Source organism: Saccharothrix lopnurensis (genome assembly GCF_042658445.1).
Taxonomy (GTDB): domain Bacteria; phylum Actinomycetota; class Actinomycetes; order Mycobacteriales; family Pseudonocardiaceae; genus Actinosynnema; species Actinosynnema lopnurensis.
In genome coordinates, this window is record NZ_JBHSQO010000029.1 from 61,545 (window position 1) to 82,196 (window position 20,652).

21 protein-coding genes are annotated in these 20,652 nt (G+C 73.7%); 6 read left to right on the forward strand and 15 right to left on the reverse strand.

What is annotated here, in order from left to right:
- The first annotated feature begins 123 nt into the window (after positions 1-123).
- Positions 124-744 carry a DUF6879 family protein gene (locus ACFP3R_RS24700; protein ID WP_380638772.1) on the forward strand — a complete coding sequence of 207 codons (621 nt, stop codon included), beginning with the start codon at positions 124-126 and terminating at the stop codon, positions 742-744.
- Positions 741-3,152: an ATP-binding protein gene (locus tag ACFP3R_RS24705; RefSeq protein WP_380638773.1), complete on the forward strand. Its 2,412-nt coding sequence runs from the start codon at positions 741-743 to the stop codon at positions 3,150-3,152. Before ACFP3R_RS24700 ends, ACFP3R_RS24705 begins: the two co-directional genes overlap by 4 nt.
- A gap of 143 nt (positions 3,153-3,295) precedes the next feature.
- On the opposite strand, the gene ACFP3R_RS24710 is transcribed toward ACFP3R_RS24705, so the two are convergent.
- The 6 genes from ACFP3R_RS24710 to thyX form a co-directional block, all read right to left on the reverse strand.
- Positions 3,296-4,978, reverse strand: a complete 1,683-nt coding sequence (locus ACFP3R_RS24710; RefSeq protein WP_380638774.1) for a ribonuclease J — start codon at positions 4,976-4,978, stop codon at positions 3,296-3,298.
- Positions 4,975-5,871 carry a 4-hydroxy-tetrahydrodipicolinate synthase gene (gene dapA / locus ACFP3R_RS24715; RefSeq protein ID WP_380638775.1) on the reverse strand — a complete coding sequence of 299 codons (897 nt, stop codon included), beginning with the start codon at positions 5,869-5,871 and terminating at the stop codon, positions 4,975-4,977. The genes ACFP3R_RS24710 and dapA overlap by 4 nt, the downstream gene beginning before the upstream one ends.
- 38 nt (positions 5,872-5,909) lie before the next feature.
- Entirely contained in the window at positions 5,910-6,527 is a 618-nt protein-coding gene (locus tag ACFP3R_RS24720; protein WP_380638776.1) for a TIGR03085 family metal-binding protein, read from the reverse strand.
- A 14-nt stretch (positions 6,528-6,541) separates the two neighbouring features.
- Positions 6,542-7,978 carry a serine/threonine-protein kinase gene (locus tag ACFP3R_RS24725; protein ID WP_380638777.1) on the reverse strand — a complete coding sequence of 479 codons (1,437 nt, stop codon included), beginning with the start codon at positions 7,976-7,978 and terminating at the stop codon, positions 6,542-6,544.
- 70 nt (positions 7,979-8,048) lie between these two features.
- The gene (locus ACFP3R_RS24730; protein ID WP_380638778.1) at positions 8,049-8,483 is read right to left on the reverse strand and encodes an ACT domain-containing protein; all 435 of its coding nucleotides are present in this window, start codon (positions 8,481-8,483) and stop codon (positions 8,049-8,051) included.
- Positions 8,480-9,232 (reverse strand): FAD-dependent thymidylate synthase, encoded by a 753-nt coding sequence (gene thyX / locus ACFP3R_RS24735; protein ID WP_380638779.1) that lies wholly within the window; start codon positions 9,230-9,232, stop codon positions 8,480-8,482. Before thyX ends, ACFP3R_RS24730 begins: the two co-directional genes overlap by 4 nt.
- A gap of 118 nt (positions 9,233-9,350) precedes the next feature.
- On the opposite strand from thyX, the gene ACFP3R_RS24740 reads away from it, so the two are divergent.
- Both ACFP3R_RS24740 and ACFP3R_RS24745 read left to right on the forward strand, forming a co-directional pair.
- On the forward strand, positions 9,351-9,878 hold the full coding sequence (locus tag ACFP3R_RS24740; protein WP_380638780.1) for a toxin-antitoxin system HicB family antitoxin: 528 nt from the start codon (positions 9,351-9,353) through the stop codon (positions 9,876-9,878).
- Between the two features lie 11 nt (positions 9,879-9,889).
- Complete coding sequence (locus ACFP3R_RS24745) at positions 9,890-10,774, forward strand: DUF4097 family beta strand repeat-containing protein (protein ID WP_380638781.1); 885 nt, start codon at positions 9,890-9,892, stop codon at positions 10,772-10,774.
- Between the two features lie 38 nt (positions 10,775-10,812).
- Here the strand turns inward: ACFP3R_RS24745 and ACFP3R_RS24750 are convergent, their stop codons facing one another.
- The 5 genes from ACFP3R_RS24750 to ACFP3R_RS24770 form a co-directional block, all read right to left on the reverse strand.
- Positions 10,813-12,111: an ADP-ribosylglycohydrolase family protein gene (locus tag ACFP3R_RS24750; protein WP_380638782.1), complete on the reverse strand. Its 1,299-nt coding sequence runs from the start codon at positions 12,109-12,111 to the stop codon at positions 10,813-10,815.
- Between the two features lie 340 nt (positions 12,112-12,451).
- Positions 12,452-13,036 (reverse strand): TetR/AcrR family transcriptional regulator, encoded by a 585-nt coding sequence (locus ACFP3R_RS24755; protein ID WP_380638783.1) that lies wholly within the window; start codon positions 13,034-13,036, stop codon positions 12,452-12,454.
- Between the two features lie 46 nt (positions 13,037-13,082).
- Positions 13,083-14,081: an aldo/keto reductase gene (locus ACFP3R_RS24760; RefSeq protein ID WP_380638784.1), complete on the reverse strand. Its 999-nt coding sequence runs from the start codon at positions 14,079-14,081 to the stop codon at positions 13,083-13,085.
- 55 nt (positions 14,082-14,136) lie between these two features.
- Positions 14,137-15,342, reverse strand: coding sequence for a winged helix-turn-helix domain-containing protein (locus ACFP3R_RS24765; RefSeq protein WP_380638785.1), 1,206 nt, complete (start codon positions 15,340-15,342; stop codon positions 14,137-14,139).
- A gap of 43 nt (positions 15,343-15,385) precedes the next feature.
- On the reverse strand, positions 15,386-16,294 hold the full coding sequence (locus ACFP3R_RS24770; protein WP_380638786.1) for an EamA family transporter: 909 nt from the start codon (positions 16,292-16,294) through the stop codon (positions 15,386-15,388).
- Between the two features lie 115 nt (positions 16,295-16,409).
- Here ACFP3R_RS24770 and ACFP3R_RS24775 point away from each other — a divergent pair, with 115 nt between their 5' ends.
- Positions 16,410-16,961: a GNAT family N-acetyltransferase gene (locus tag ACFP3R_RS24775; RefSeq protein WP_380638787.1), complete on the forward strand. Its 552-nt coding sequence runs from the start codon at positions 16,410-16,412 to the stop codon at positions 16,959-16,961.
- Between the two features lie 21 nt (positions 16,962-16,982).
- Positions 16,983-17,483, forward strand: coding sequence for a hypothetical protein (locus ACFP3R_RS24780; protein WP_380638788.1), 501 nt, complete (start codon positions 16,983-16,985; stop codon positions 17,481-17,483).
- Here the strand turns inward: ACFP3R_RS24780 and ACFP3R_RS24785 are convergent.
- The 4 genes from ACFP3R_RS24785 to ACFP3R_RS24800 form a co-directional block, all read right to left on the reverse strand.
- Positions 17,431-17,808: a hypothetical protein gene (locus ACFP3R_RS24785; protein ID WP_380638789.1), complete on the reverse strand. Its 378-nt coding sequence runs from the start codon at positions 17,806-17,808 to the stop codon at positions 17,431-17,433. The genes ACFP3R_RS24780 and ACFP3R_RS24785 overlap by 53 nt on opposite strands.
- 240 nt (positions 17,809-18,048) lie before the next feature.
- Complete coding sequence (locus tag ACFP3R_RS24790) at positions 18,049-18,504, reverse strand: tetratricopeptide repeat protein (protein ID WP_380638807.1); 456 nt, start codon at positions 18,502-18,504, stop codon at positions 18,049-18,051.
- 19 nt (positions 18,505-18,523) lie between these two features.
- Complete coding sequence (dapB, locus tag ACFP3R_RS24795) at positions 18,524-19,252, reverse strand: 4-hydroxy-tetrahydrodipicolinate reductase (protein WP_380638808.1); 729 nt, start codon at positions 19,250-19,252, stop codon at positions 18,524-18,526.
- 92 nt (positions 19,253-19,344) lie between these two features.
- Positions 19,345-20,652, reverse strand: coding sequence for a M16 family metallopeptidase (locus tag ACFP3R_RS24800; RefSeq protein ID WP_380638809.1), 1,308 nt, complete (start codon positions 20,650-20,652; stop codon positions 19,345-19,347).

The window sequence follows — 20,652 nt, forward strand, 5'->3', positions numbered from 1 at the left end:
TCGATCGGTGCTAGCGTTTATGCCTGAATTTGTCGCACCTCGGAGCGATCACCGGTCGACCACGGACCGAGGATCCCTTCCCACGTTGCCTCGGCGACAGCTGATTCCTGGCGGACATACCCGATGCCTGACCTCTTCGACCGCGCCCGCAGCGAACCGATGACCCTGGAGGAGTACAGCGCCGATTTCCGCCGGAGGAGGCGGGACCCGAACGGCGCCGGGGAGGCGTGGAAGCTGGAACGGCGCCAGTTCTTCAGCGACCCGGACGACCCGCCGTGGGTGGCGTTCTCCCGGGGGCGATGGCACGAGTCGCTCCGGCTGATGGAGGGGACCCGGTCGACCTACCGGGAGTACTACGAGGAAACGCGGGCCCAGGGCGTCACCCACTACCGGGTGCGGGTCGTGGAAGAACCGGTGCAACCGTACGTCCAGTGGGAGTTCCACTACCTGATGATCCCCGCCGGCGCCGGCGAGAGGATCCGCGTGCTGAGGTCCGACCGCGTCGAGGAGCACGAGCGGGACGGGCCGCTGCCCGAGATCATCGCCACCGGCACGGGCGCGGTGTACGAGGTGCTCTACTCGCCGGACGGGCGGCCGACCGGCGCCCGGCGCACCACCGACGCCGAGTCGGGTCGCCGGTGCGCCGAACTGGTCAAAGCCCTGTACGCGGCCGGCGAGGACCTGGAAACGTACTTCGAACGCGAGATCGAGCACCTCGACCCCCCGCGGCTGGAAGCGCGTTGACGCACCGGGATAACGGGCACGGCCGTCCGCCGGACGACAGCGCCACCCGCTCCGAGGTGTCGGGGTCGGCGAGCGAGACCGTGCAGGCCAGGGACGTCCACGGGGGCGTCCACTTCCACGGCGCCGATCAGCGGCGGTGGGCCGTCCAGCCGCGGCAGCTCCCCGCGGACGTCCGGGGTTTCGTGAACCGGACCGCCGAACTGGAGCGGCTCGACCGGATCCTGCTCGGGGACGCGAGCCAACCGTCCACCATCAGGCTCGCGGTCATCGCCGGGACCGCCGGCGTGGGCAAGACCTCCCTCGCCGTCCACTGGGCGCACCGGGTCCGCAAGGACTTCCCCGACGGCCGGCTCTACGTGAACATGCGGGGGTACGACCCGGGACCGCCGGTGGACGCGACCCAGGCGCTGGAGCACTTACTCAGGGCGCTCGACGTCCCGCGCGGCGCCGTCCCGGTGGACCTGGAGGCGAAGGCGTCCCTCTACCGCTCCCTGCTGGCGGACCGGCGGGTCCTCGTCCTGCTCGACAACGTCGCCACCGCCGCCCAGGCCAGGCCCCTCCTGCCGGGCACCTCCGAGTGCCTGACCGTCATCACCAGCCGGAGCCGGCTCTCCAGCCTGGTCTTCCGCAACGGAGCGCACCGCCTCACCCTGGACATGCTCACGGAGTCCGAGGCCGTGGCGCTGCTGCGCGACGTGACCGCCGACTACCGCGCGGACGACGACCCGGACCAGCTGGCCGAACTGGCGCGGCTGTGCGGGCGCTTGCCGCTGGCGCTGCGGATCGCCGCGGAGAGAGCCGCCCGGGAACCCGTGGTGCCGCTGGACGAGCTGGCCGGGGAACTCCGCGACGAGTCCGGTCTGTGGGGTGCGCTGGCCGGTGACGACGACGACGCCGACGCGGTGCGGAGCGTCTTCGCGTGGTCGTACCGCGCGCTCACCGGCAGCTCGGCGCGGTCATTCCGCCTGCTGGGCCTCCACCCCGGGGGCACGTTCAGCGCGGCCGCCGCGGCGGCCCTCCTGGGCACCGGCGCGGGCGAGGCCCGCCGCGTCCTGGACGTCCTGGCCGGGGCGCACCTGCTCGAACAGGTCGCGCCGGGGAGGTACCAGTTCCACGACCTCCTGAAGTTCTACGCCAACGACCAGGCCCGCGCGGAGGAGACCGACCGGGAGCGGGTGCGGGTCCTGCGCCGGGTCGTGGCATGGTACCTGCGCGGCGCCGACGCGCTCCAGGCGGCGCTCAACCCCCTGTCACCGCGCGTTCCGCTCCCCCCGGACGAGGAGCCCGGCGTCGGGTCCCCGGTGTTCGCCGGGGTCGAGGAGGCCAACGACTGGTACGCGCTGGAACGCCCGAACCTCGTGGCGGCGGTGCGGGCGGCGGCCGACGCCGGGCTCCACGGGCACGCCTGGCGACTCGCCGCCGTCCTGCACCACGTCCAGCGGGTCCTGGGGCCGGTGGACGACTGGCGGGTCACCACCGGGATCGGGCTGGACGCGGCCCGCCGGGAGGGCGACCCGGGCGCGGAGGCGGAACTGCTGGAGAGCATGGCCACGGTGTGCGTGCAGACCCGCCGACTCACCGACGGCGCGCGGTACTTCGCCAGGTGCCTGGAACTCCGCCGCGGAACCGGCGACCGGCTGGGCGAGGCAGCGGTCCTCAACGGCCTGGGCCGGCTGCACCTGCTCAGGCGGGACCTGGTGGAGGCCGACCGGCTGTTCGACGGGTGCCTGGCCATCGCCCGTGAACTGGACGACCCGCTCTGGCAGGCCATCGCCCGGGGGAACCTCGGCGTGGTCCGCCACCAGCTGGGGAACGACGTCGCCGCCGTCGAACTCGCGCTGCGGAACCTGGAGTTCCACGAGGCCGTCGGCAACCCCCTCGGCCGCGGCGACGCCCTGCACGCGTTGGCCAGGTCGTACCGGGGGCTCGGCAGGCACCCGGAGGCCCTGGAGGCCATCAGCCGGGCGGTGGAGATCGCCCGGGAGAACGGCAACCCGGTGTGGGAGGCGTACTGGTTGGTCGAGCACGGGCACGTCCAGCGCTCGGTGGGCCGGGTCGTCGACTCCCTGGCCTCCTACCAGCGGGCGGCCGTCCTCCACCGCCGGCACGGGGACCGGGGCCGCGAGGCCGAGGCTCTGGACGGGACCGGGCTCGCGTACCGCGAACTCGAACGGCACGAGGACTCGGCCGATTTCCACCGGCTCGCCGTCGCCGTCCACCGGGAGACCGGGGACCGGTGGCTGCTCGGCGTGGCGCTGGAGCACCTCGCCGCCTCGGTCGACCTGCTGGGTGACGCCGACCTGGCCCGGCGCTACCGGGAGGAGGGCCTGACCACCACCGCCGGCTTCGACGACCCGCGGGCCGAGGCGCTGCGGCGGCGGCTGCGCGACGCGCTCACTCCGCCCTGACGCGGGTCACGGGTGACACGCGGGCACGGGGTGGCGCGGGCACGGCTGATCCAGGCACAGGCGATCAGGCCACAGGTGACCCGCCCAAGGGCCCGGTGGGTGCGCTCGCCCACCCGGACCGAGCACACCCACCGTTCCCGAACTCAGTTCACCGGGATGATGGTCGGCACGATCATCGGCCGGCGCCGATAGGTCTCGGCCACCCAGCGGCCCACCACGCGCCGCACGGCCTGGGCGATCCGGTGCGAGTCCGTGATGCCCTCCGCCTCGGTCCGCGACAGCTCCATCTCCACCAGCGAGACCGCCTGGTCCAACGCCTTCGGGTCGTCGGAGAACCCGCGCCCCGACACCGTCGGCGGCGCCACCGCGCGGCCGGTGGAGGAGTCCACCGCCACCGTGATCGCGATGAACCCGCCCTCGCCCAGCACCAGCCGGTCGGACAGGGTCGACTCGCCCACGTCGCCCACGGACAGCCCGTCGACGTACACGTGACCCACCTCGACCCGGCCGGAGACCGCCGCCTTGCCGTCGACCAGGTCGACCACCACGCCGTCCTCCGCGATGACGACCCGCTCCTCCACCACGCCCGTGGCCACGGCCAGCGCCGCGTTCGCGCGCAGGTGCCGCCACTCGCCGTGCACCGGCATCACGTTCGACGGGCGCACCGCGTTGTAGAGGAACAGCAGCTCGCCGGCCGGCGAGTGGCCGGACACGTGCACCTTGGCGTTGCCCTGGTGCACGACCGTGGCACCCAGCCGGGACAGGCCGTTGACCACGCCGAACACCGCGTTCTCGTTGCCCGGGATCAGCGACGAGGCCAGCACGATCGTGTCGCCGGCCTTGATCGAGATCTGCCGGTGCTCGCCGCGCGCCATGCGCGACAGCGCGGACAGCGGCTCGCCCTGCGAACCCGTGGACACGAACAGCACCTGGTCCTCGGGCAGGTCCATGGCCTCGTTGAGGTCGACGAACAGGCCGTCCGGCACGTGCAGGAAGCCCAACTCGGCCGCGATGCCCATGTTGCGCACCATGGACCGACCGACCAGCGCCACCCGCCGCCCGTACTGCCCGGCCACGTCCAGCACCTGCTGCACGCGGTGCACGTGGGAGGCGAAGCACGCCACGATCACCCGCTGGTTGGCCTTGCGGATGACGTTCTCCAGCACCGGGCCGATCTCGCGCTCCGGCGCCACGAACCCGGGCACCTCGGCGTTGGTCGAGTCCACCAGGAACAGGTCGACGCCCTCGTCACCCAGCCGCGAGAAGCCGGCCAGGTCGGTGAGCCGACCGTCCAGGGGCAGCTGGTCGAGCTTGATGTCCCCGGTGTGCAGCACCAGCCCGGCGGAGGTGCGGACGGCGACCGCCACCGCGTCCGGGATGGAGTGGTTGACCGCGAAGAACTCCAGCTCGTACGGGCCGAACGCGCGCCGCTCGCCGTCGCTGATCTCGACCAGGCGGGGCGTCTGCCGGTGCTCCTTGCACTTGGCCGCGAGCAGCGCCAGCGTGAACCGCGACCCCACCACGGGGACGTCCGGGCGCAGCTTGAGCAGGAACGGCACCGCGCCGATGTGGTCCTCGTGCCCGTGGGTCAGGACCAGCGCCTCGATGTCCTCCAGCCGGTCCTCGATCGCCCGGAAGTCGGGCAGGATCAGGTCCACGCCGGGTTGGTCGTCCTCGGGGAAGAGCACACCGCAGTCCACGACGAGCAGCCGGCCGGCGTGCTCGAACACGGTCATGTTGCGGCCGACCTCGCCGATGCCGCCCAGTGCGACGACGCGCAGACCTCCGTCGGGCAGTGCGGGCGGGGGTGAGCTCGGGTTGATCACGCGTTGACTCCCAGTTCGGCCTCGACGGCCTCGATGTCCTCGTCCGATGCGGGCAGCAGGGGCAGCCTCGGGCTACCCACGTCGAGGCCGCGCAACCTCAGCGCGGCCTTGGCGTAGGTGACCCCGGGCATCCGGTTGAACGGGCGCAGCAGCGCCAGCAGGTCGTGGTGGATCGAGGTGGCGCGCTTCACGTCGCCCGCCTCGAACGCGTCGACCAGGTCGCGCAGCCGGTCGCCGGCGAAGTGCGAGATGACGCTGACGACGCCCACCGCGCCCACCGCCAGCCACGGCAGGTTCAGCGGGTCGTCGCCGGAGTAGTAGGCCAGGTCCGTGCCGGCGATGACCCTGCTGCCCGCCGGCAGGTCGCCCTTGGCGTCCTTGACCGCGACCACGCGCGGGTGCTCGGCCAGCCGGAACAGGGTGTCGACCTCGATGGGGACGACCGAGCGCGGCGGGATGTCGTAGAGCATCACCGGCAGGTCGACCGCGTCGGCCACGGTGGTGAAGTGCGCGAGCAGGCCCTCCTGCGTCGGCCGCGAGTAGTACGGCGTGACCAGCAACAGGCCGTGCGCGCCCGCGTCCTGGGCCTGCCGGGACAGGCGGACGCTGTGCGCGGTGTCGTAGGTGCCGGTGCCGGCCACCACGGTGGCGCGGTCGCCGACCGCCTCGACCACGGCGCGGACCAGGTCGGCCTTCTCCGCGTCGCCGGTGGTCGGGCTCTCGCCGGTGGTGCCGTTGACCACGAGGCCGTCGCTGCCGGAGCCGATCAGGTGCTCGGCCAACTGCTGGGCCTTGTCGAGGTCCACCGCGCCCTGGGCGTCGAACGGGGTGACCATGGCGGTGAGCACGCGACCGAACGGGCGGCCGGGCGAGGCGGTAGGACTGGCGGTCATATGTGGAAATCTACCGCGTCACCCTCGGCAACCTGCGACTACACACCCCGGTCGAGGTCCCGGACCAGGCGGACGTCCGACTCCGAGCCGTCGTACTCCACGCGCGCGGCGTCGCGGCCGAAGGCGTGCATCAGCAGTTCCGTGACCTGGCCGGTCAGCACCACGGGGTTCGCGCCCGGCTTCGCCGTGGTCGATCGACCGTCCGGGCGACGCAGCACCACCCCGACGGGTGATTTCCGGTAGGCGAGCCGCGCCATGCCGGCCAGTCGTCGCCACAGCACGTCGTCACGCACTGGATCGGGTGAACGCGGTTCCCAGTCCGGTCGGGCCCGGCGCACGTCCTCGTGGTGCACGAAGTACTCCACCGCGTTGGCCAGGTCGCCCGCCAGGGACACCGGGGACAGCCGGGACGGGGTGCGCACCAGGCCGACCAGCTCGGGCCACGGCTTGGCCGCGTAGGAGTCCTGGACGCGCTGCGTGTGCCCGGCCAGCGGCTTGAACAGCACGCCGACCGCCGCGTCCGGGCGGCGTTCGCGCAGCACCAGGTGCGCGGCCAGGTCGCGGGTGCGCCACCCCTCGCACAGCGTCGGCGCGTCGGGACCCACCTGTTCGAACAGTTCGGTCAGCAACCTGCGTTCGTCGTCCGCGACACCCATGCCGCCCAACCTACCTACTCGACGGACACCTGGTCGGTCAGCTCCGTCCGGTCCTTGTTCCACAGCACGCAGCCGACCTCGCGGGTGCCCTCGTCGGACTTGTTCGGGTCCTCGCGCCACTCGCCCCGCGTCGGCACGAGGGCGGCGTAGGCGAGCCGGTCCTCCTTGCCCTCCAGCGGCACCACGTCGGAGACGAAGTGGAGGGTGCAGAAGTCCTCGGCGTAGTCGCGCAGCCAGTCCTGGCCCGGGTAGGCGCGCTTGCCCGAGGAGCCGAACGGGCTGCCGGAGGCGAAGAACTCGACCCGGTGGTCCTTCTCGCAGTCCGCGTAGTTGACCGTGGTGTTGGGCTCCAGGTGGTTGTCGCCGCACCGGCTGCTGCTGACCTTGAGCTGGCTCGACGACATCGAGCCGCCGGGGCCGAAGAAGATCGTCGGGGCCATGGCGGCGGGTGGGGGGTCGGTGAAGATCCAGCGGCCCAGGAACACGCCCGCGACCAGCAGCGCGACCGACGCGAGCACGCCGCCGGTGATCAGCGCGGGCTTGAGCCAGGTCTTCTTCGGCCGCGTGACCTGCGTGTACCGGGCGGTGTGCGGCGGTGCGCCGAAGCCCGTGGGCGGGGTGGGCTGGGCGACGGCCCGTTCGAGCATGGCGCGGGCCTGCGGGCCGGTGAGCCGGGCGTTCGGGTCGGGCATCAGCAGGCCGGTGATCACCGCGCCGAGCGCGCCGTGGGCCCTGGTCAGGCGCGGCGGCTCGTTCATGATCGCGTGGAGGGTGGAGGCGGTGGACGACCGCTCGTAGGGGCTCACGCCCTCCACCGCGTAGGCCAGGGTGGCGCCCAGCGCCCACAGGTCGGAGGCCGGTGACGCCTCGTGGCCGTGGATGCGCTCCGGCGACATGTAGGCGGGCGAGCCGATGAGGCTGCCGCTGGTGGTCAGGCGCGGGTCGTCGACGGCCTGGGCGATGCCGAAGTCGGTGAGCTTGACCCGGCCGTTGCCGGTGACCATGAGGTTGCCCGGCTTGACGTCGCGGTGCACGACGCCCGCCTGGTGGGCGGATTCGAGGGCGGTCAGCGCCTGGACCGCCATGGAGGTCACCCGGTCCGGCGGCATCGGGCCGTGCCTGCCGATGAGCTCGGACAGCGTGGCGGCCTCGACCAGCTCCATCACGATGTAGGTCATGCCGCCCTCGACCACCACGTCGAACACGGTGACCACGGCGGGGTCGTTGAGCCGGCCCGCGGTGCGCGCCTCGCGGAGCACCCGCTCCTCCAGCACCCGGCGCTCCTCGTGCGCGATGCCGTCGGGGAGGTGCAGCTCCTTGATCGCGACCTGGCGGCCGATCACGGTGTCCTGGGCGCGCCAGACCACGCCCATGCCGCCGCGCCCCAGCTCGGCGAGCAGGGTGTAGCGCCCCGCGATGACGCGCGGCTGCACGCTCTGTGGACTGTTCAACGCGACTCCTCGACACCGGCCCCGGATCGGGCGGAACGGTAACCCAGACCGCGAGCGGCCCGATCCGGTTTCACGGTTTCGTGACCTCGTGCCCCGAGTCGCGCAGCGCCTGCACGGCCCGACCGAGGTCGGTGGCCTTCACCAGCAGGTGGTCGGTGTCGTACGTGGACAGTGCGAAGAGGCTCACACCGGCCGCGGCCAGCTCGCCGGACAGCGCGGCCATGATGCCGGTGAGGGTGAACTCCAGCGGGCCGCGGACGGTCAGCAGGCGCCAGCCGGGCTGCGTCGTGGCCCCGATGCCGGTGTCCGTGCCGGTGCCGGTGTCGGCTCCGGTGTCGACGCCCGGGGCGTGGTCGCTCGGGCACACGATCGACAGCTCGTCGGGGGTGCGGGTGACGCTGACCAGGCCGGGGAGGTCGAGCAGTCCGGCCGGGACGGGCGCGTCCGCGGGCAGCCGGGAGATCGTGTACTCGCCCGGCCGCACGTCGACGACGAGCCGCCTCATCCTTCGGTGACCAGCGGGCTGGAGGCGACCTCGGTGCCGTCGGGCAGGGTCGAGATCGCGAAGTCCGCGAACGCGTTGGCCGCCGCCTTCTGGAGCTGGCGCAGGCACTCCACGGCGAGGGCGCGGATCTCCACGTCCGCGTGCTCGGTGGCGCGCATGGCGATGAAGTGGCGCCAGGCGCGGTAGTTGCCGGTGACCACGATGCGGGTCTCGGTGGCGTTGGGCAGGATCGCGCGGGCGGCCTGGCGGGCCTGCTTGCGGCGCAGGGTGGCGCTCGGGGCGTCCTGGAACTTGGTTTCGAGGCCCTTGAGCAGGTCGTTGTAGGCGTCGACGCTCGCCTGGGCGGCCTTCAGGAACAGCTCGTGCAGCTCGGGGTCGTTCGCGATGACGTCCGGCTCGACCATGGCGGCGTCGCGCTCGGGGACGTAGCGCTGGGAGAGCTGGCTGTAGGAGAAGTGGCGGTGCCGGATCAGCTCGTGGGTGAGCGAGCGGGAGATGCCGGTCAGGTAGAAGCTGACCGAGCCGTGCTCCAGCACGGACAGGTGGCCGACCTCCAGGATGTGCTCCAGGTAGCCCGCGTTGGTGGCCGTGGCCGGGTTGGGCTTGCCCCAGGACTGGTAGCAGGCGCGGCCCGCGAACTCCGCGAGCGCCTCGCCGCCGTCGGCGTCGGTGGACCACGGGACGTCCGCCGGGGGGAAGAACTCCGTCTTCGCGATCAACTGCACCTTCGGCGACGCGGTCTGAGCCATGCCCGAACCCTAACCGACCTCGTCCTGGCCCTTGAGCGTCCCCGCTGACATCACCGACGACAGCAAGCTTGACACCACTTTCCTTGACAGGCGTCACCGATGACGCCATGGTGGTGTCATGGATCTGTCGCCGTACATCGCAGCACTGCGCGAGGACCTCGCCACCGCCGCCTCCGCCGGGGACGACAGCACCCGGCGCACCGCCGCCCTGCTGTCCGCCGCGCTGGAGCCGGCCGCCCGGCTGGCGCTCATGAACGCCCTGTCCGACCTGGCCGCCGAGGTCACCGCCGCCCTCGACGGGACGGTGGTGGACGTGCGGCTCGACGGTCGTGACGTGCAGGTGGTCGTCACCGGCGCCCCCGGTCACGCCCCGGAGCCGGAGCCGGAACCGCAGGAGGTCCCCCGGCCCACCGCCGGTGACGCCACGCGCATCACCCTGCGCCTGCTCGACGAGCTGAAGTCCAAGGCGGAGCAGGCCGCGGCGGCGCAGGGCATGTCGCTGAACACGTTCGTGGCCCAGGCCGTGCAGGGGGCGGTCGGCGGGCGGCGCGGTCACCACAAGGGGTGGTCGGCGTCGTCGTCGCATTCTTCGAAGGACCCGCAGGGCGGCTCGTCGTCGCGCGTGCGCGGTTGGGTACAGGGCTGAGGGGGAGGACCGTGGAGTCCGACGTGGTGCGGCAACAGGGGTTCGACGCCGAGGGCGTGGTGGAGATCGACGTGGCGCTGCTGGCCGGCCGGGTGCGGGTGCACCTGGTGGACGAGCCGGGCGTGCACGTGGAGGTCCGGCAGGAGGAGGCGCCGGGCGAGTCCTGGACGGCGGGCTTGTCCAACCTGCTGACCTGGGTGAACGACCAGTTCGGGGACCGGGCGCAGCCGGCCGGTCCGGGTGAGGCGGTGCGCGACGCGCGGGTGGAGTTCGCGGACGGCAGGCTCACCGTGCGCTCGTCCCAGGCGCTGCCGCTGCGCGCGGCGCCGCTCGGCGTGGTCGTGCGGGCGCCGCACGGGTCGCACGTGAGGGCCAAGCTGGGCTCGGCGGACCTGACGGTCCTCGGGTCCGCGGGCAAGCTGGAGATCCGGACCGACAGCGGCGACGTGACCGCGGACCAGGTCGGGGCACGCGCCAAGGTGGACTCGCGGGCGGGCAAGGTGCGGCTGGGCCCGGTGCTGGGCGGGCTGAACGTGAAGACCGGCAGCGGCGACATCGAGGTGTCGTCGATCGGCGGGAACGCGGTCCTCTACACCGGCACCGGCCACGTGTGGCTGGGTGCGGTCGAGGACGACGTGCAGGTGCGCACGGGCAGCGGTGACGTGACGGTCGCGGACGCGGCCTCCGGTCGGCTCCAGATGGGCACCGGGGCGGGCGACGTGCGCGTGGGCGTTCGTCCGGGGGTGGCGGCGGAGGTCGACCTGGCGTCCACCTCGGGGACGGCGCGGTCGGAGCTGGAGGTGTCGGCCACGCCGCCGGAGCAGGGTCCGAACCTCTTCATCACCGGCCGGACCGGCACCGGCACCGCCCTGGTGACCACGGCGACGACGGCGTAGGCGGGACGCGGTTCGGGCGGGGGCGGGCGGCCGCGCTTTCAGGAGTAGCGCTGCCGCCAGCCGGTTTCCGGGCCGTAGTCGCCGTGCAGGCGTTCGGACCGGGTGAACTCGAAGGCCAGGTCGTCGGCCAGTTCGAGGACGGTGCCCCGGCCCTCCAGCCGGAACACCAGCTCGGGCGGCAGCGCGGTCTCGCCGTGCCGGGCTCCGACGAGCTGGCCGCAGACGGCGCCGGTGGCGGCGGTGCCGCCGGGGTGGGTGACGGCGATCGACAGCGCGTCGAGCACGTCCTGCGGGCCGGGGGCGGTGAGTGCGGCGCAGACCGCGATGGCGAGCGCCTCCTCGGCCACGCGGCCGGTGCCCAGTGCTCCAGCGGCCACCGCGTTCGCCACGTGCGCCAGGTGCACCGCGTCTGCCGGGCCCGCCACGCCCGCTGCGACCGCCGCGCCTGCCATGCCGACCGCGCCCGCTGCGCCTGGCAGGCCCGCTGTGTCTCCCGTGCCTGCCGAGCCCGCTGTGCCTGGCGTGCCCGGCGTGCCTGCCGAGCCCGCTGCGCCTGCCGAGCCCGCCGTGCCCGGCCGGGTGCCGCGAGCGAGTGCCCTGGCCCGGTGCAGCGCGGCGGTGGTCTCCTCATGACCCTCGTGGCCGGCGAGCAGGTCCAGCGCGGCGTCCAGGGCTTCGTCCAGGTCCGCACCTCCCACCAACCGGTGGACGATCGACCCCAGCGCCCCCGCCGCGAGCCGGGCCGTGGGGTGGCCGTGGGTGTACCTGGCGACGTCGGCCGCGGAGGTGAAGAACCAGTGGTCCGGTGCGCCGTCCGGTGGCAGCAGGCCGAGCGGGGCGACCCTCGTGACGGCCCCGCTGCCCTTGGAGTCGTTGTCCGCCCGGTGGCCGTGGCGCGGGCCGGTGCGGCGGTTGGCGGTCAGGGCGGCCGGGGTGGTGCGGCCCGGGTCTCGTCGTTGGTGCAGCCACGGTTGCCGGCCCAGCGGTCCGACCGCGTCGGGGGCAGGTTCGGGTCGCAGCTGGGTGTCCAGCCAGTGGTCGTACGCCTCGTGGACGACCGCGACGGTGAGGCCGATCCCCCGGTCACGGCGGATGCCCGCGCGGATCAGGCCCTGGGCGGTGAACAGCGCCAGCTGGGTGTCGGCGGTGATGGAGCCCGGCGGGAGCGGGCCGTCGGTCGGGTAGTCCCGGACGCCGCCCGTGGCGCGTGCGGCCAGGACGCGGTCGGCGGACCACCGCTCCACGGGCGCGCCGAGCGCGTTGCCGACGGCGCCGCCCAGCAGGCAGCCCCGCACGCTCGACCGGTACCGCTCCGCTGCCGCCCGCGCCGTGGTCACCGGCGCGATGCTACGGCCCTGCCCGGGTGGGGAACCCCGTGGTGGAAATGCGGCACGGGGCGGGGAGCAGGACCGGGATGGCCAGGGCCACCACCGCTGATCGGTGGCGGCTCCGCCAGGCCGTGCCGTGGTGGCGATGCCCGCCACGAGGGGACACCACCACGAGTCACCGCGCCGGGACGACGTCCACCGAGAACACCGCCCGGACGGCCGACGGGCCGCCCGTGACCGCCACCGGGCTCCCCCGGGCCGCGAGGTCGGGGGCCCCGCTCGACCCGAGGGCGTGCCGGAAGCCCAGGACCGGAAGCCCAGGGGCACCACCACCGGCGTCGTGGGCCGGTCACCTTTCGGAGCGCAGCCCCGCCACCAGCAGTTCCACCACCGCCTCGAACACCATCTCGATCGCCGGGTCCGACCAGTCCCCCGCGTGCGCCGGGTCGTGGAAGCGGGCCGTGGCGCTGAAGACCGCCCTGGCCGCCAACCGGGGGTCGCGCGCGGTGAAGTCGCCCGATGCCACACCGTCGGTGATGATCCCGGTCAGGTCGTCGACCATCCCGGCGATGTGGAGGGCGACCACGGAGCTGCTCTCCCCCACCAGCACGGTGAAGGTCGCGAACAGCTCCGGGTCGACCAGCGCCTTCCGGCGCTTCGCGTCGAACAGCTCCGCCAGCCACGAGTGCAGGCGCCGGGGAGGGGGCTCGCGGGAGGTCGCGATCTCCGACAGGCCCGCGTGCGCGCGGTCGAGCCACCGCTGGGTGACCGCCTCGCGCAACGCGAACTTGGTCGGGAAGTGCCGGTAGACGGAGCCGTGGCTCACGCCCAGGGCGCGGGCCACGTCCACGACCGTCGCCTTGGCCGGGCCGTAGCGGCGCAGGACGTCCTCCGTCGCGCTGAGGATGGTCTCTGCGGTCAGGGCGTCCGCCACGGTGGTGCTCCTCGCCGATCGCGGGTGGTGCGTCGATTGTGCGCGATCACCTCTCGCTGTCGAGGTGGGCCATCTGGAGCGCCGCGTAGCGGTCGCCCGCCGCCGCGTCCTCGGGGACGGCCGACTCGATGGCCGCCAGGTCGGCGTCGGTCAGGGTTACCTCCAGCGCGCCCAGCGCCTCGGTCAGGCGGTCGCGGCGGCGGGCGCCGACGAGGGGGACGATGTCCTCGCCCCGGGACAGGACCCAGGCGATGGCCAACTGGGCGACCGAGACGCCCTTGTCGGCGGCGATTCCGCGCAGGGACTCGACCAGGGACAGGTTGTGGTCCAGGTTCTCGCCCTGGAAGCGCGGGGACACCGCCCGGAAGTCCTTGGTCTCGCGCGACGCCGTCCAGTGGCCCGAGATCAGCCCGCGCGACAGCACGCCGTAGGCGGTGACGGCGATGCCCAGTTCGCGCGCGGTCGGCAGGATGTCCTTCTCGATGCCCCGCGTGATCAGGGCGTACTCGATCTGGAGGTCCGCGATCGGGTGCACGGCGTGGGCGCGGCGCAGGGTCTCCGAGCCCACCTCGGACAGCCCGATGTGCCGCACGTGGCCCTTCCGGACCTCCTCGGCGATGGCACCCACGGTCTCCTCGATCGGCACGGCCGGGTCGAGGCGGGCCGGGCGGTAGACATCGACGTGGTCCGTGCCCAGCCTGCGCAGCGTGTAGGCCAGGGAGTTGCGCACCGCCTCGGGCCGCGCGTCGTTGCCGTGCCAGCCACCGTCCGCGTCGCGGAGCGCGCCGAACTTGACGCTGATCAGCACGTCGTCCCGGTTGCGGTCGCGCAGGGCCTGGTTGATCAGCAGCTCGTTGTGCCCCATGCCGTAGAAGTCGCCGGTGTCGAGCAGGTTCACGCCCGCGTCGATCGCCGCGTGGATGGTGGCGATGCTCTCGACCTCGTCCGCCGGGCCGTACAGGTCGGACATGCCCATGCAGCCCAGGCCCAGCGCGGAGACGGCGGGACCGGACGTGCCCAGGTGGCGTTGGGGGATGGCAGTCATGGAACAAGTATCACCCAACAGCTGACAGATGTCATTATCTGTCACCCGATCGATGTCAGCGCGCCACCGCCGCCAGCGTCGGCGCCAGGTCGCCGCGCGGGGCCACGTCCACGCGCTCCAGCCCCAACCAGTCCGCCATCGCCCGCAGCTCGCCGGCCAGCTCCACGGCCACCCGCGCGACGTCCGCCCCCGGCTCCGCGTACGCGGCCTGCACCCGCAGCACCCCCGCCGCCCGGTCCGCCTTCAGGTCCACCCGCCCCACCAGCCGCCCGTCCAGCAGGAACGGGAACACGTAGTAGCCGTGCACGCGCTTGGCCGCCGGCACGTAGATCTCGATCCGGTAGAAGAAGCCGAAGATCCGCTCGGTGCGGGCGCGCTCCCAGATCAGCGGGTCGAACGGGCACAGCAGCGCCCGCCCCACGACCTGCCGGGGCACGCGCGCCGCCACGTGCCGGTACGCGGGCGCCGGCCACCCCCGCACCGCCACCGGCTCCAGCACCCCCGCCTCCACCAGCTCCAGCACGGCCTGCCGGCTGCGCTCGGGCGCGAGCCGGTAGTAGTCGCGCAGGTCCGGCTCGGTCGCCACGCCCAGCGCCGTCGCCGCGCGGGCCACCAGCTCGCGCGCGCCCTCCTCCGGCGACACCCGCCGGGCCAGCACCTCGGCCGGCAGCACGCGCTCGGTCAGGTCGTAGAGCCGCTCGAAGCCGCGCCGCGACCCCGTGGTCAGCACGCCCTCCCCGAACAGGTACTCGCAGACCTGCTTGACCTCGGACCAGTTCCAGCCCCAGTGGTCCCGGCGCCGCGCCACCCCGCCCGCCAGCGCCTTCTCGATCGCGCCCGCCCCGATCGGCCCCAGCTCCCCCACCACCGCGAGGATGTCCTCGACCAGCCGGGGCGAGGAGGCGGCGAGCGCGGTGGTCCCCTTCCACCACCCCTGGCGCTTGGCCCCGGACCGGAACAGCGGCCAGTCCTCCACCGGCACCAGGCTCGCCTCGTGCGCCCAGTACTCCACCAGCATCCGGGGCCGCCGCGCGCTGTGCGCCCACGCCGCCTCGTCGACCAGCGCGGGCGAGTACGGGCCGAGCCTGCTGAACACCGGCGCGTAGTGCGCCCGCACGGCCACGTTGACCGAGTCCAGCTGCAACAACCGCACCCGCGACAGCACCTTCGCCAGGTGCCGCCGGGTGGGCTCACCGGTCGGTCGCGGATCGGCGAAACCCTGCGCGCCCAACGCGATCCGGCGGGCGACGTCTGCGCTCATCGTCTGCACCACCGGATGCTCCCACCCGGGTACGACATCCCGATCACGCCCGGCGCCGCAGCCCCGCGGGCTCCCGGTCCCCGTCCCGCCGGCGGGACGCGCCGGCCCGCTCCGCCCGCACCACCAGCACCACGGCCAGCACCACCAGCAGCCCACCGACCAGCTGGAACGCCCCCACCCGCTCGTCGGCCAGCCACACCCCCAGCAGCACCGCGATCACCGGGTTCACGTACGCGTAGGTCGCCACGGTCGACAGCGGCAACTGCCCCAGCACGTACACGTAGGAGCTGAACGCCAGCAGCGACCCGAACACCACCAGGTACCCCCACGCCGCCCACGACGACGCGGTCACCTCGCCGACCGACAGCCGCTCCCCCGCCAGCAGCCCGGCCACCACCAGCGCCGCCCCACCGGCCAGCATCTCCACCGCCGACAGCGCGAACGGGTTCGCGGGCCCGGTCAGCCGCCCGCTCAGGAACGACCCGAACGCCCAGCCGAACGCCGCCAGCAGCACCACCCACGGCCCCCACCAGGACGACTGGCCCACGTCGTCCAGCAGCAGCACCGCCAGGCCCGCCAACCCGACCAGCACGCCCGCGTACGTCACCGCCGGCGGCCGGTCGCCGGCGAACCGCCGCATCAGCACCACGTACAGCGGCACGGACGCCACCAGCAGCGCGGCCAGCCCCGACGCCACGGACTGCTCGGCCAGCACCACCAACCCGTTGCCCCACGCGGGCAGCAGCAGGCCCAGCAGCACGCCCGTGCCGAACTGCCGCGGCGTCATCCGCATCCCGCCGCGCCAGGCGACCAGCAGCGCCAGCACACCACCCGCGAGGAGGAACCTCGACCCGGCCGACAACAGCGGCGGCATCGACTCGATGGTGAACTTGATGGCCACGTAGGTGGAACCCCACACGACGTAGACGACGCCCAACGCTGCCCAACGCACGTGCAGACGCTGTCACGCGGACCCCCTCGGGATCACGCGGATTTCGGTCCTCGTGCCGCGACACCCCGGCGACGTGCCCGGACGGCCCGGAACGGGCCCCCACTAGGGTGATCACATGGCCGACGCGTCCGTGCGCACCGCGACCCCCGACGACGTCGCGGAGATCGCCCGCATCCACCGGGACACCTGGCGGACCGCCTACCGGGACCTGCTGCCCGAGGAGGTCCTGGCCGGCATCGACGTGGCCGAGACCGCGGGGGCGTGGGCGGGGGTGGTGGCCAACGGCCAGGTGCTGGTGGCCGCCGAGGGCCGCTGGCTGGTCGGGTTCTGCGTGGCCGGCCCGGCGCCCGCGGCGGAGGTCGCCCGCGCGGACGGCTCGCTGCCCGCGGACGCGGACACCACGGCGCTGGTCAGCGTGCTGGTGGAACCGCGCTGGGGACGGCGCGGGCACGGCGGCAGGCTGCTCGCCGCGGCGGCCGAGCGGCTGCGGGAGGCCGGGGCCGGTCGGGGGATCGCCTGGGTGCCCGAGGCGGACCGGAGCTCGGTCGGCTTCTACGGCCGGGCGGGGTGGGACCCCGACGGCACGGTGCGCACCCTGGACGCAGGCGGGCGACCGTTGCGCGAAATTCGGGTTTCCGGGGGGTTGACCCCACCCCCGCCGGGCTGATCCGTTGGTAGCCTCGGCCTGGTGCTGGGGTGGTTGTGCCTGACGTTCGGCGTGGCGTTCGGCTCCTCGGTGCTGCCGCTGGTCAGCATCGAGTTGTTCGTGATCGGCCTGGTGACCCAGCAGCCCCACATCTCGTGGTGGTGGATCGGGCTCGCGGTCGCCGTGGGCCAGGTGCTGGGGAAGATGCTCTACTTCCTGGCCGCGCGGGGCTCGCTGCGGCTGCCCGCGTTCTTCAGGCGCGAGGGCAGTCCCGAACGGCCGCTGTCGCCGTGGCGGCAGCGGTGGCGGGTGCGGCTGGAGTGGGTGCGGGAGCGCTGCCACCGGCACCCGCACTGGATGTTCGGCACGCACGCGGTCAGCTCGGTGGTCGGCCTGCCGCCGTTCATGTTCACCACCGTGCTGGCGGGGCTCGCCGGCATGTCCTCCTGGCTGTTCGTCTCCACCGGCGTGGTCGGCCGGTTCGCCAGGTTCAGCGTGCTGGCGGCGTCGCCCGCGGCGCTCGCGGGCTGGTGGGTGCACTGACCCCGCGCCGGTGGCGCTCCAGGCGCTGCTCGGGCAGCGTCAGGCCGTAGTGCTCGTACAGGTCGGCCTGCTCGGCGTCGGACAGGTCCGGCCCGTCGACCCGGGGCGCGTCGTCGACCTCGTACCGCTCGACCGGCACCACGAGCCCGCGGTCCCGGACCTGACCACCCCGCAGGGGGACGAGGGTGGTGCCGCCCGCACCGCGCACGGCGGCCCACTGCGGGCGGCCGTCGGCCAGCCACAGCTCCGCGACGGGACCGATGGGGCACCCGTGCCGGTCCAGGACGTCGCAGTCGTAGAGGCGTTCCACAGCTGATCGATCCATGCCACCGCGTCTACCCGGCAGCCGGCCGATATCACGCACAACCACACGTTCGTGTGGTGGGAGAACGGGCTCAGGCGAAGGTCAGGGCGGTGCTCAGCGCGGTGAGGACCACCAGGAGGGCAACGGTCAGCCTCAGGTTCAGACAGGTCTTGGCCACGCCCTCCACGATACGGAGAGTCACCGTCGAATCAAAGGCGAAGTAACGTAAAATCCGAATGAACCGCATCTCACCCAGGTGGCTCACACCGGATTCGTCGGCACCTGGAAAAGCTCGATGGCCTTCCGCATGGTCTCCCTGGCCCGACCGCGGTCACCCGCCAGGTCGTACGCCTGGGCCAGCCGGAACCACGACCGCCAGTCACCCGGTCGCTCCTCCGCCTCGGCCCGCCGCAGCTCGAACCACGCGTCGGCCGCCTCCCGCTCCACCCGGCCGGACGGGCGGCGCGGCAGCTCGGAGGTGTCGGGCAGCCCGCCCTCCGCCGCGAGCTGCCGCGCCATCCGCTCCGCGGTGAAGCCGAACCGCAGGTTGGCCCACAGGATCCACACGCCGATCAGCGGCAGCACCAGCACGCCGACGCCCAGGCCGATCCCGACCGGGTCCCCGGTGCCCAGCAGCAGCACCGCCCGACCGCCGAGCAGCACGAAGTACACCGCCAGCGCGGCGGCGATCAGGAACGCGGCGGTCCGGGCGGTGATCCTCACGGCAGCCGAGACCTCACAGGTCCAGGTACGCGTCGAGCCCGACCGACAGGCCGGGGTGCCCCGCGATCGACCGCACCGCCAGCAGCACGCCCGGCATGAACGACGTGCGGTCCAGCGAGTCGTGCCGCAGCGTCAGCGTCTCGCCCTCCGTGCCGAACACGACCTCCTGGTGCGCGATCAGCCCGGACAGCCGCAGCGAGTGCACCCGCACGTCGCCCACCAGCGCGCCGCGCGCGCCGGGCTCCTCCTGCGCCGTCGCGTCCGGCATCGGGCCGAGCCCGGCGGCCTCCCGGGCCCGGGAGATCAGCCGGGCGGTGTGCGCGGCCGTGCCCGAGGGCGCGTCCAGCTTGCGCGGGTGGTGCAGCTCGATGACCTCGGCCGACTCGTAGTACCGCGCGGCCAGCTCGGCGAACCGCATGGACAGCACCGCGCCGATGGCGAAGTTCGGCGCGACCAGCACGCCCAGCCCCGGCTTCGGCTCCAGCCACCCGGCGACCTCGGCCAGCCGCCCCGCGTCGAACCCCGAGGTGCCCACCACCGCGTGGATGTCGTTGTCCACGCAGAACCGGACGTTGTCCATCACCACGTCGGGGCTGGTGAAGTCCACCACGACCCGGGCGCCCGCGTCGGCCAGGTCCGACAACCGGTCCCCGGCGTCGACCGCCGCGACGACCTCCAGGTCCGGCGCGGCCCCGACCGCCCGGACCACCTCCGCGCCCATCCGGCCGCGGGCGCCGATCACGCCGACGCGGAGGGGTTCGCCCGAAGACCCGCTCGCGGGGTCGAGCGAAGGCCCCGAAGACCCGCTCGCGGGGTCGAGCGGCGGCTGAACAGTCAAGAGATCACCTCGTGCACCTGGGACGGCAGATCATCGGCGGAATCGTAAGGCCCGACCACGGCGGCGGCGACGGGGCGCCGCAGCAGCTCGCGCGCCAGGTCCGCCACGTCCTGCGCGGTGACCGCGTCGATGCGGGCCAGGGTCTGCTCGACCGACAGGTGGTCGCCGTAGTTCAGCTCGCCCTTGCCGATGCGCGACATGCGCGAGCTGGTGTCCTCCAGGCCCAGCACGAGCCCGCCGCGCAGCTGGCCCCGGCCCCGGGCCACCTCGGCGTCCGACAGGCCCTCGCCCGCCACCGCGGCCAGCACGTCGCGCACCACGCCCGCCACGTCGCCGAGCCGGTCGGGCTGGCAGCCCGCGTACACCGACAGCGTGCCCGCGTCCGCGTACAGGCCCACCGACGAGTACACCTGGTAGGCCAGGCCGCGCCGCTCCCGCACCTCCTGGAACAGCCGGGAGCTCATCCCGCCGCCCAGGGCGGCGTTGAGCACGTTCAGCGCGAACCGGCGCTCGTCGTGCCGGTCCAGCGCCCGCACGCCCAGCATCAGGTGCGCCTGCTCGGTGTCGTCGCTGTGCAGCACCAGCTTGCGCGACGCCGGGATGCGGGCCCGGCCCGCGCGCGGCGCGACCGGCGTGCCGACCCGGTCCAGCCGGGCGCCGAGCTGCTTGCGCACCAGGCGCAGCACCTGCGCGTGGTCGACGTTGCCCGCCACCGCGAGCACCATCCGCGGCAGCGCGTAGCGCCGCTTGTAGAAGCCGAACAGCGCGTCGCGCTCCATCGCCCCGATGGACTGCTCGGTGCCCAGCACCGGGCGGCCCAGCACATGCTCGCCCAGCAGGGCGTCGAGGAACGCGTCGTGCAGCAGGTCCTCGGGGTCGTCGTCGCGCATGGCGATCTCCTCGAGCACCACGCCGCGCTCGGTCTCGAAGTCGCGCGGCTCGCACAGCGCCTCGAAGACCACGTCGCACACCAGGTCCACGGCCAGCGGCAGGTCCTCGTCCAGGACGTGCGCGTAGTAGCAGGTGTGCTCCTTGGCGGTGAACGCGTTCAGCTCGCCGCCCACCGCGTCGATCTCCTCCGCGATGGCCGCCGCCGTGCGGTTCGCGGTGCCCTTGAACAGCAGGTGCTCCAGGTAGTGGGCGGCGCCCGCCACCTCGGCGCGCTCGTCGCGCGACCCGACCTGCACCCACAGGCCCACCGACGCCGACCGGACCCCCGGCACGCGCTCGGTGATCACCCGCAGCCCGGAGGGCAGCAGGGTGCGGCGCACGGTCGCACCGGCGTCGCCGCGCTCCAGGCTCAC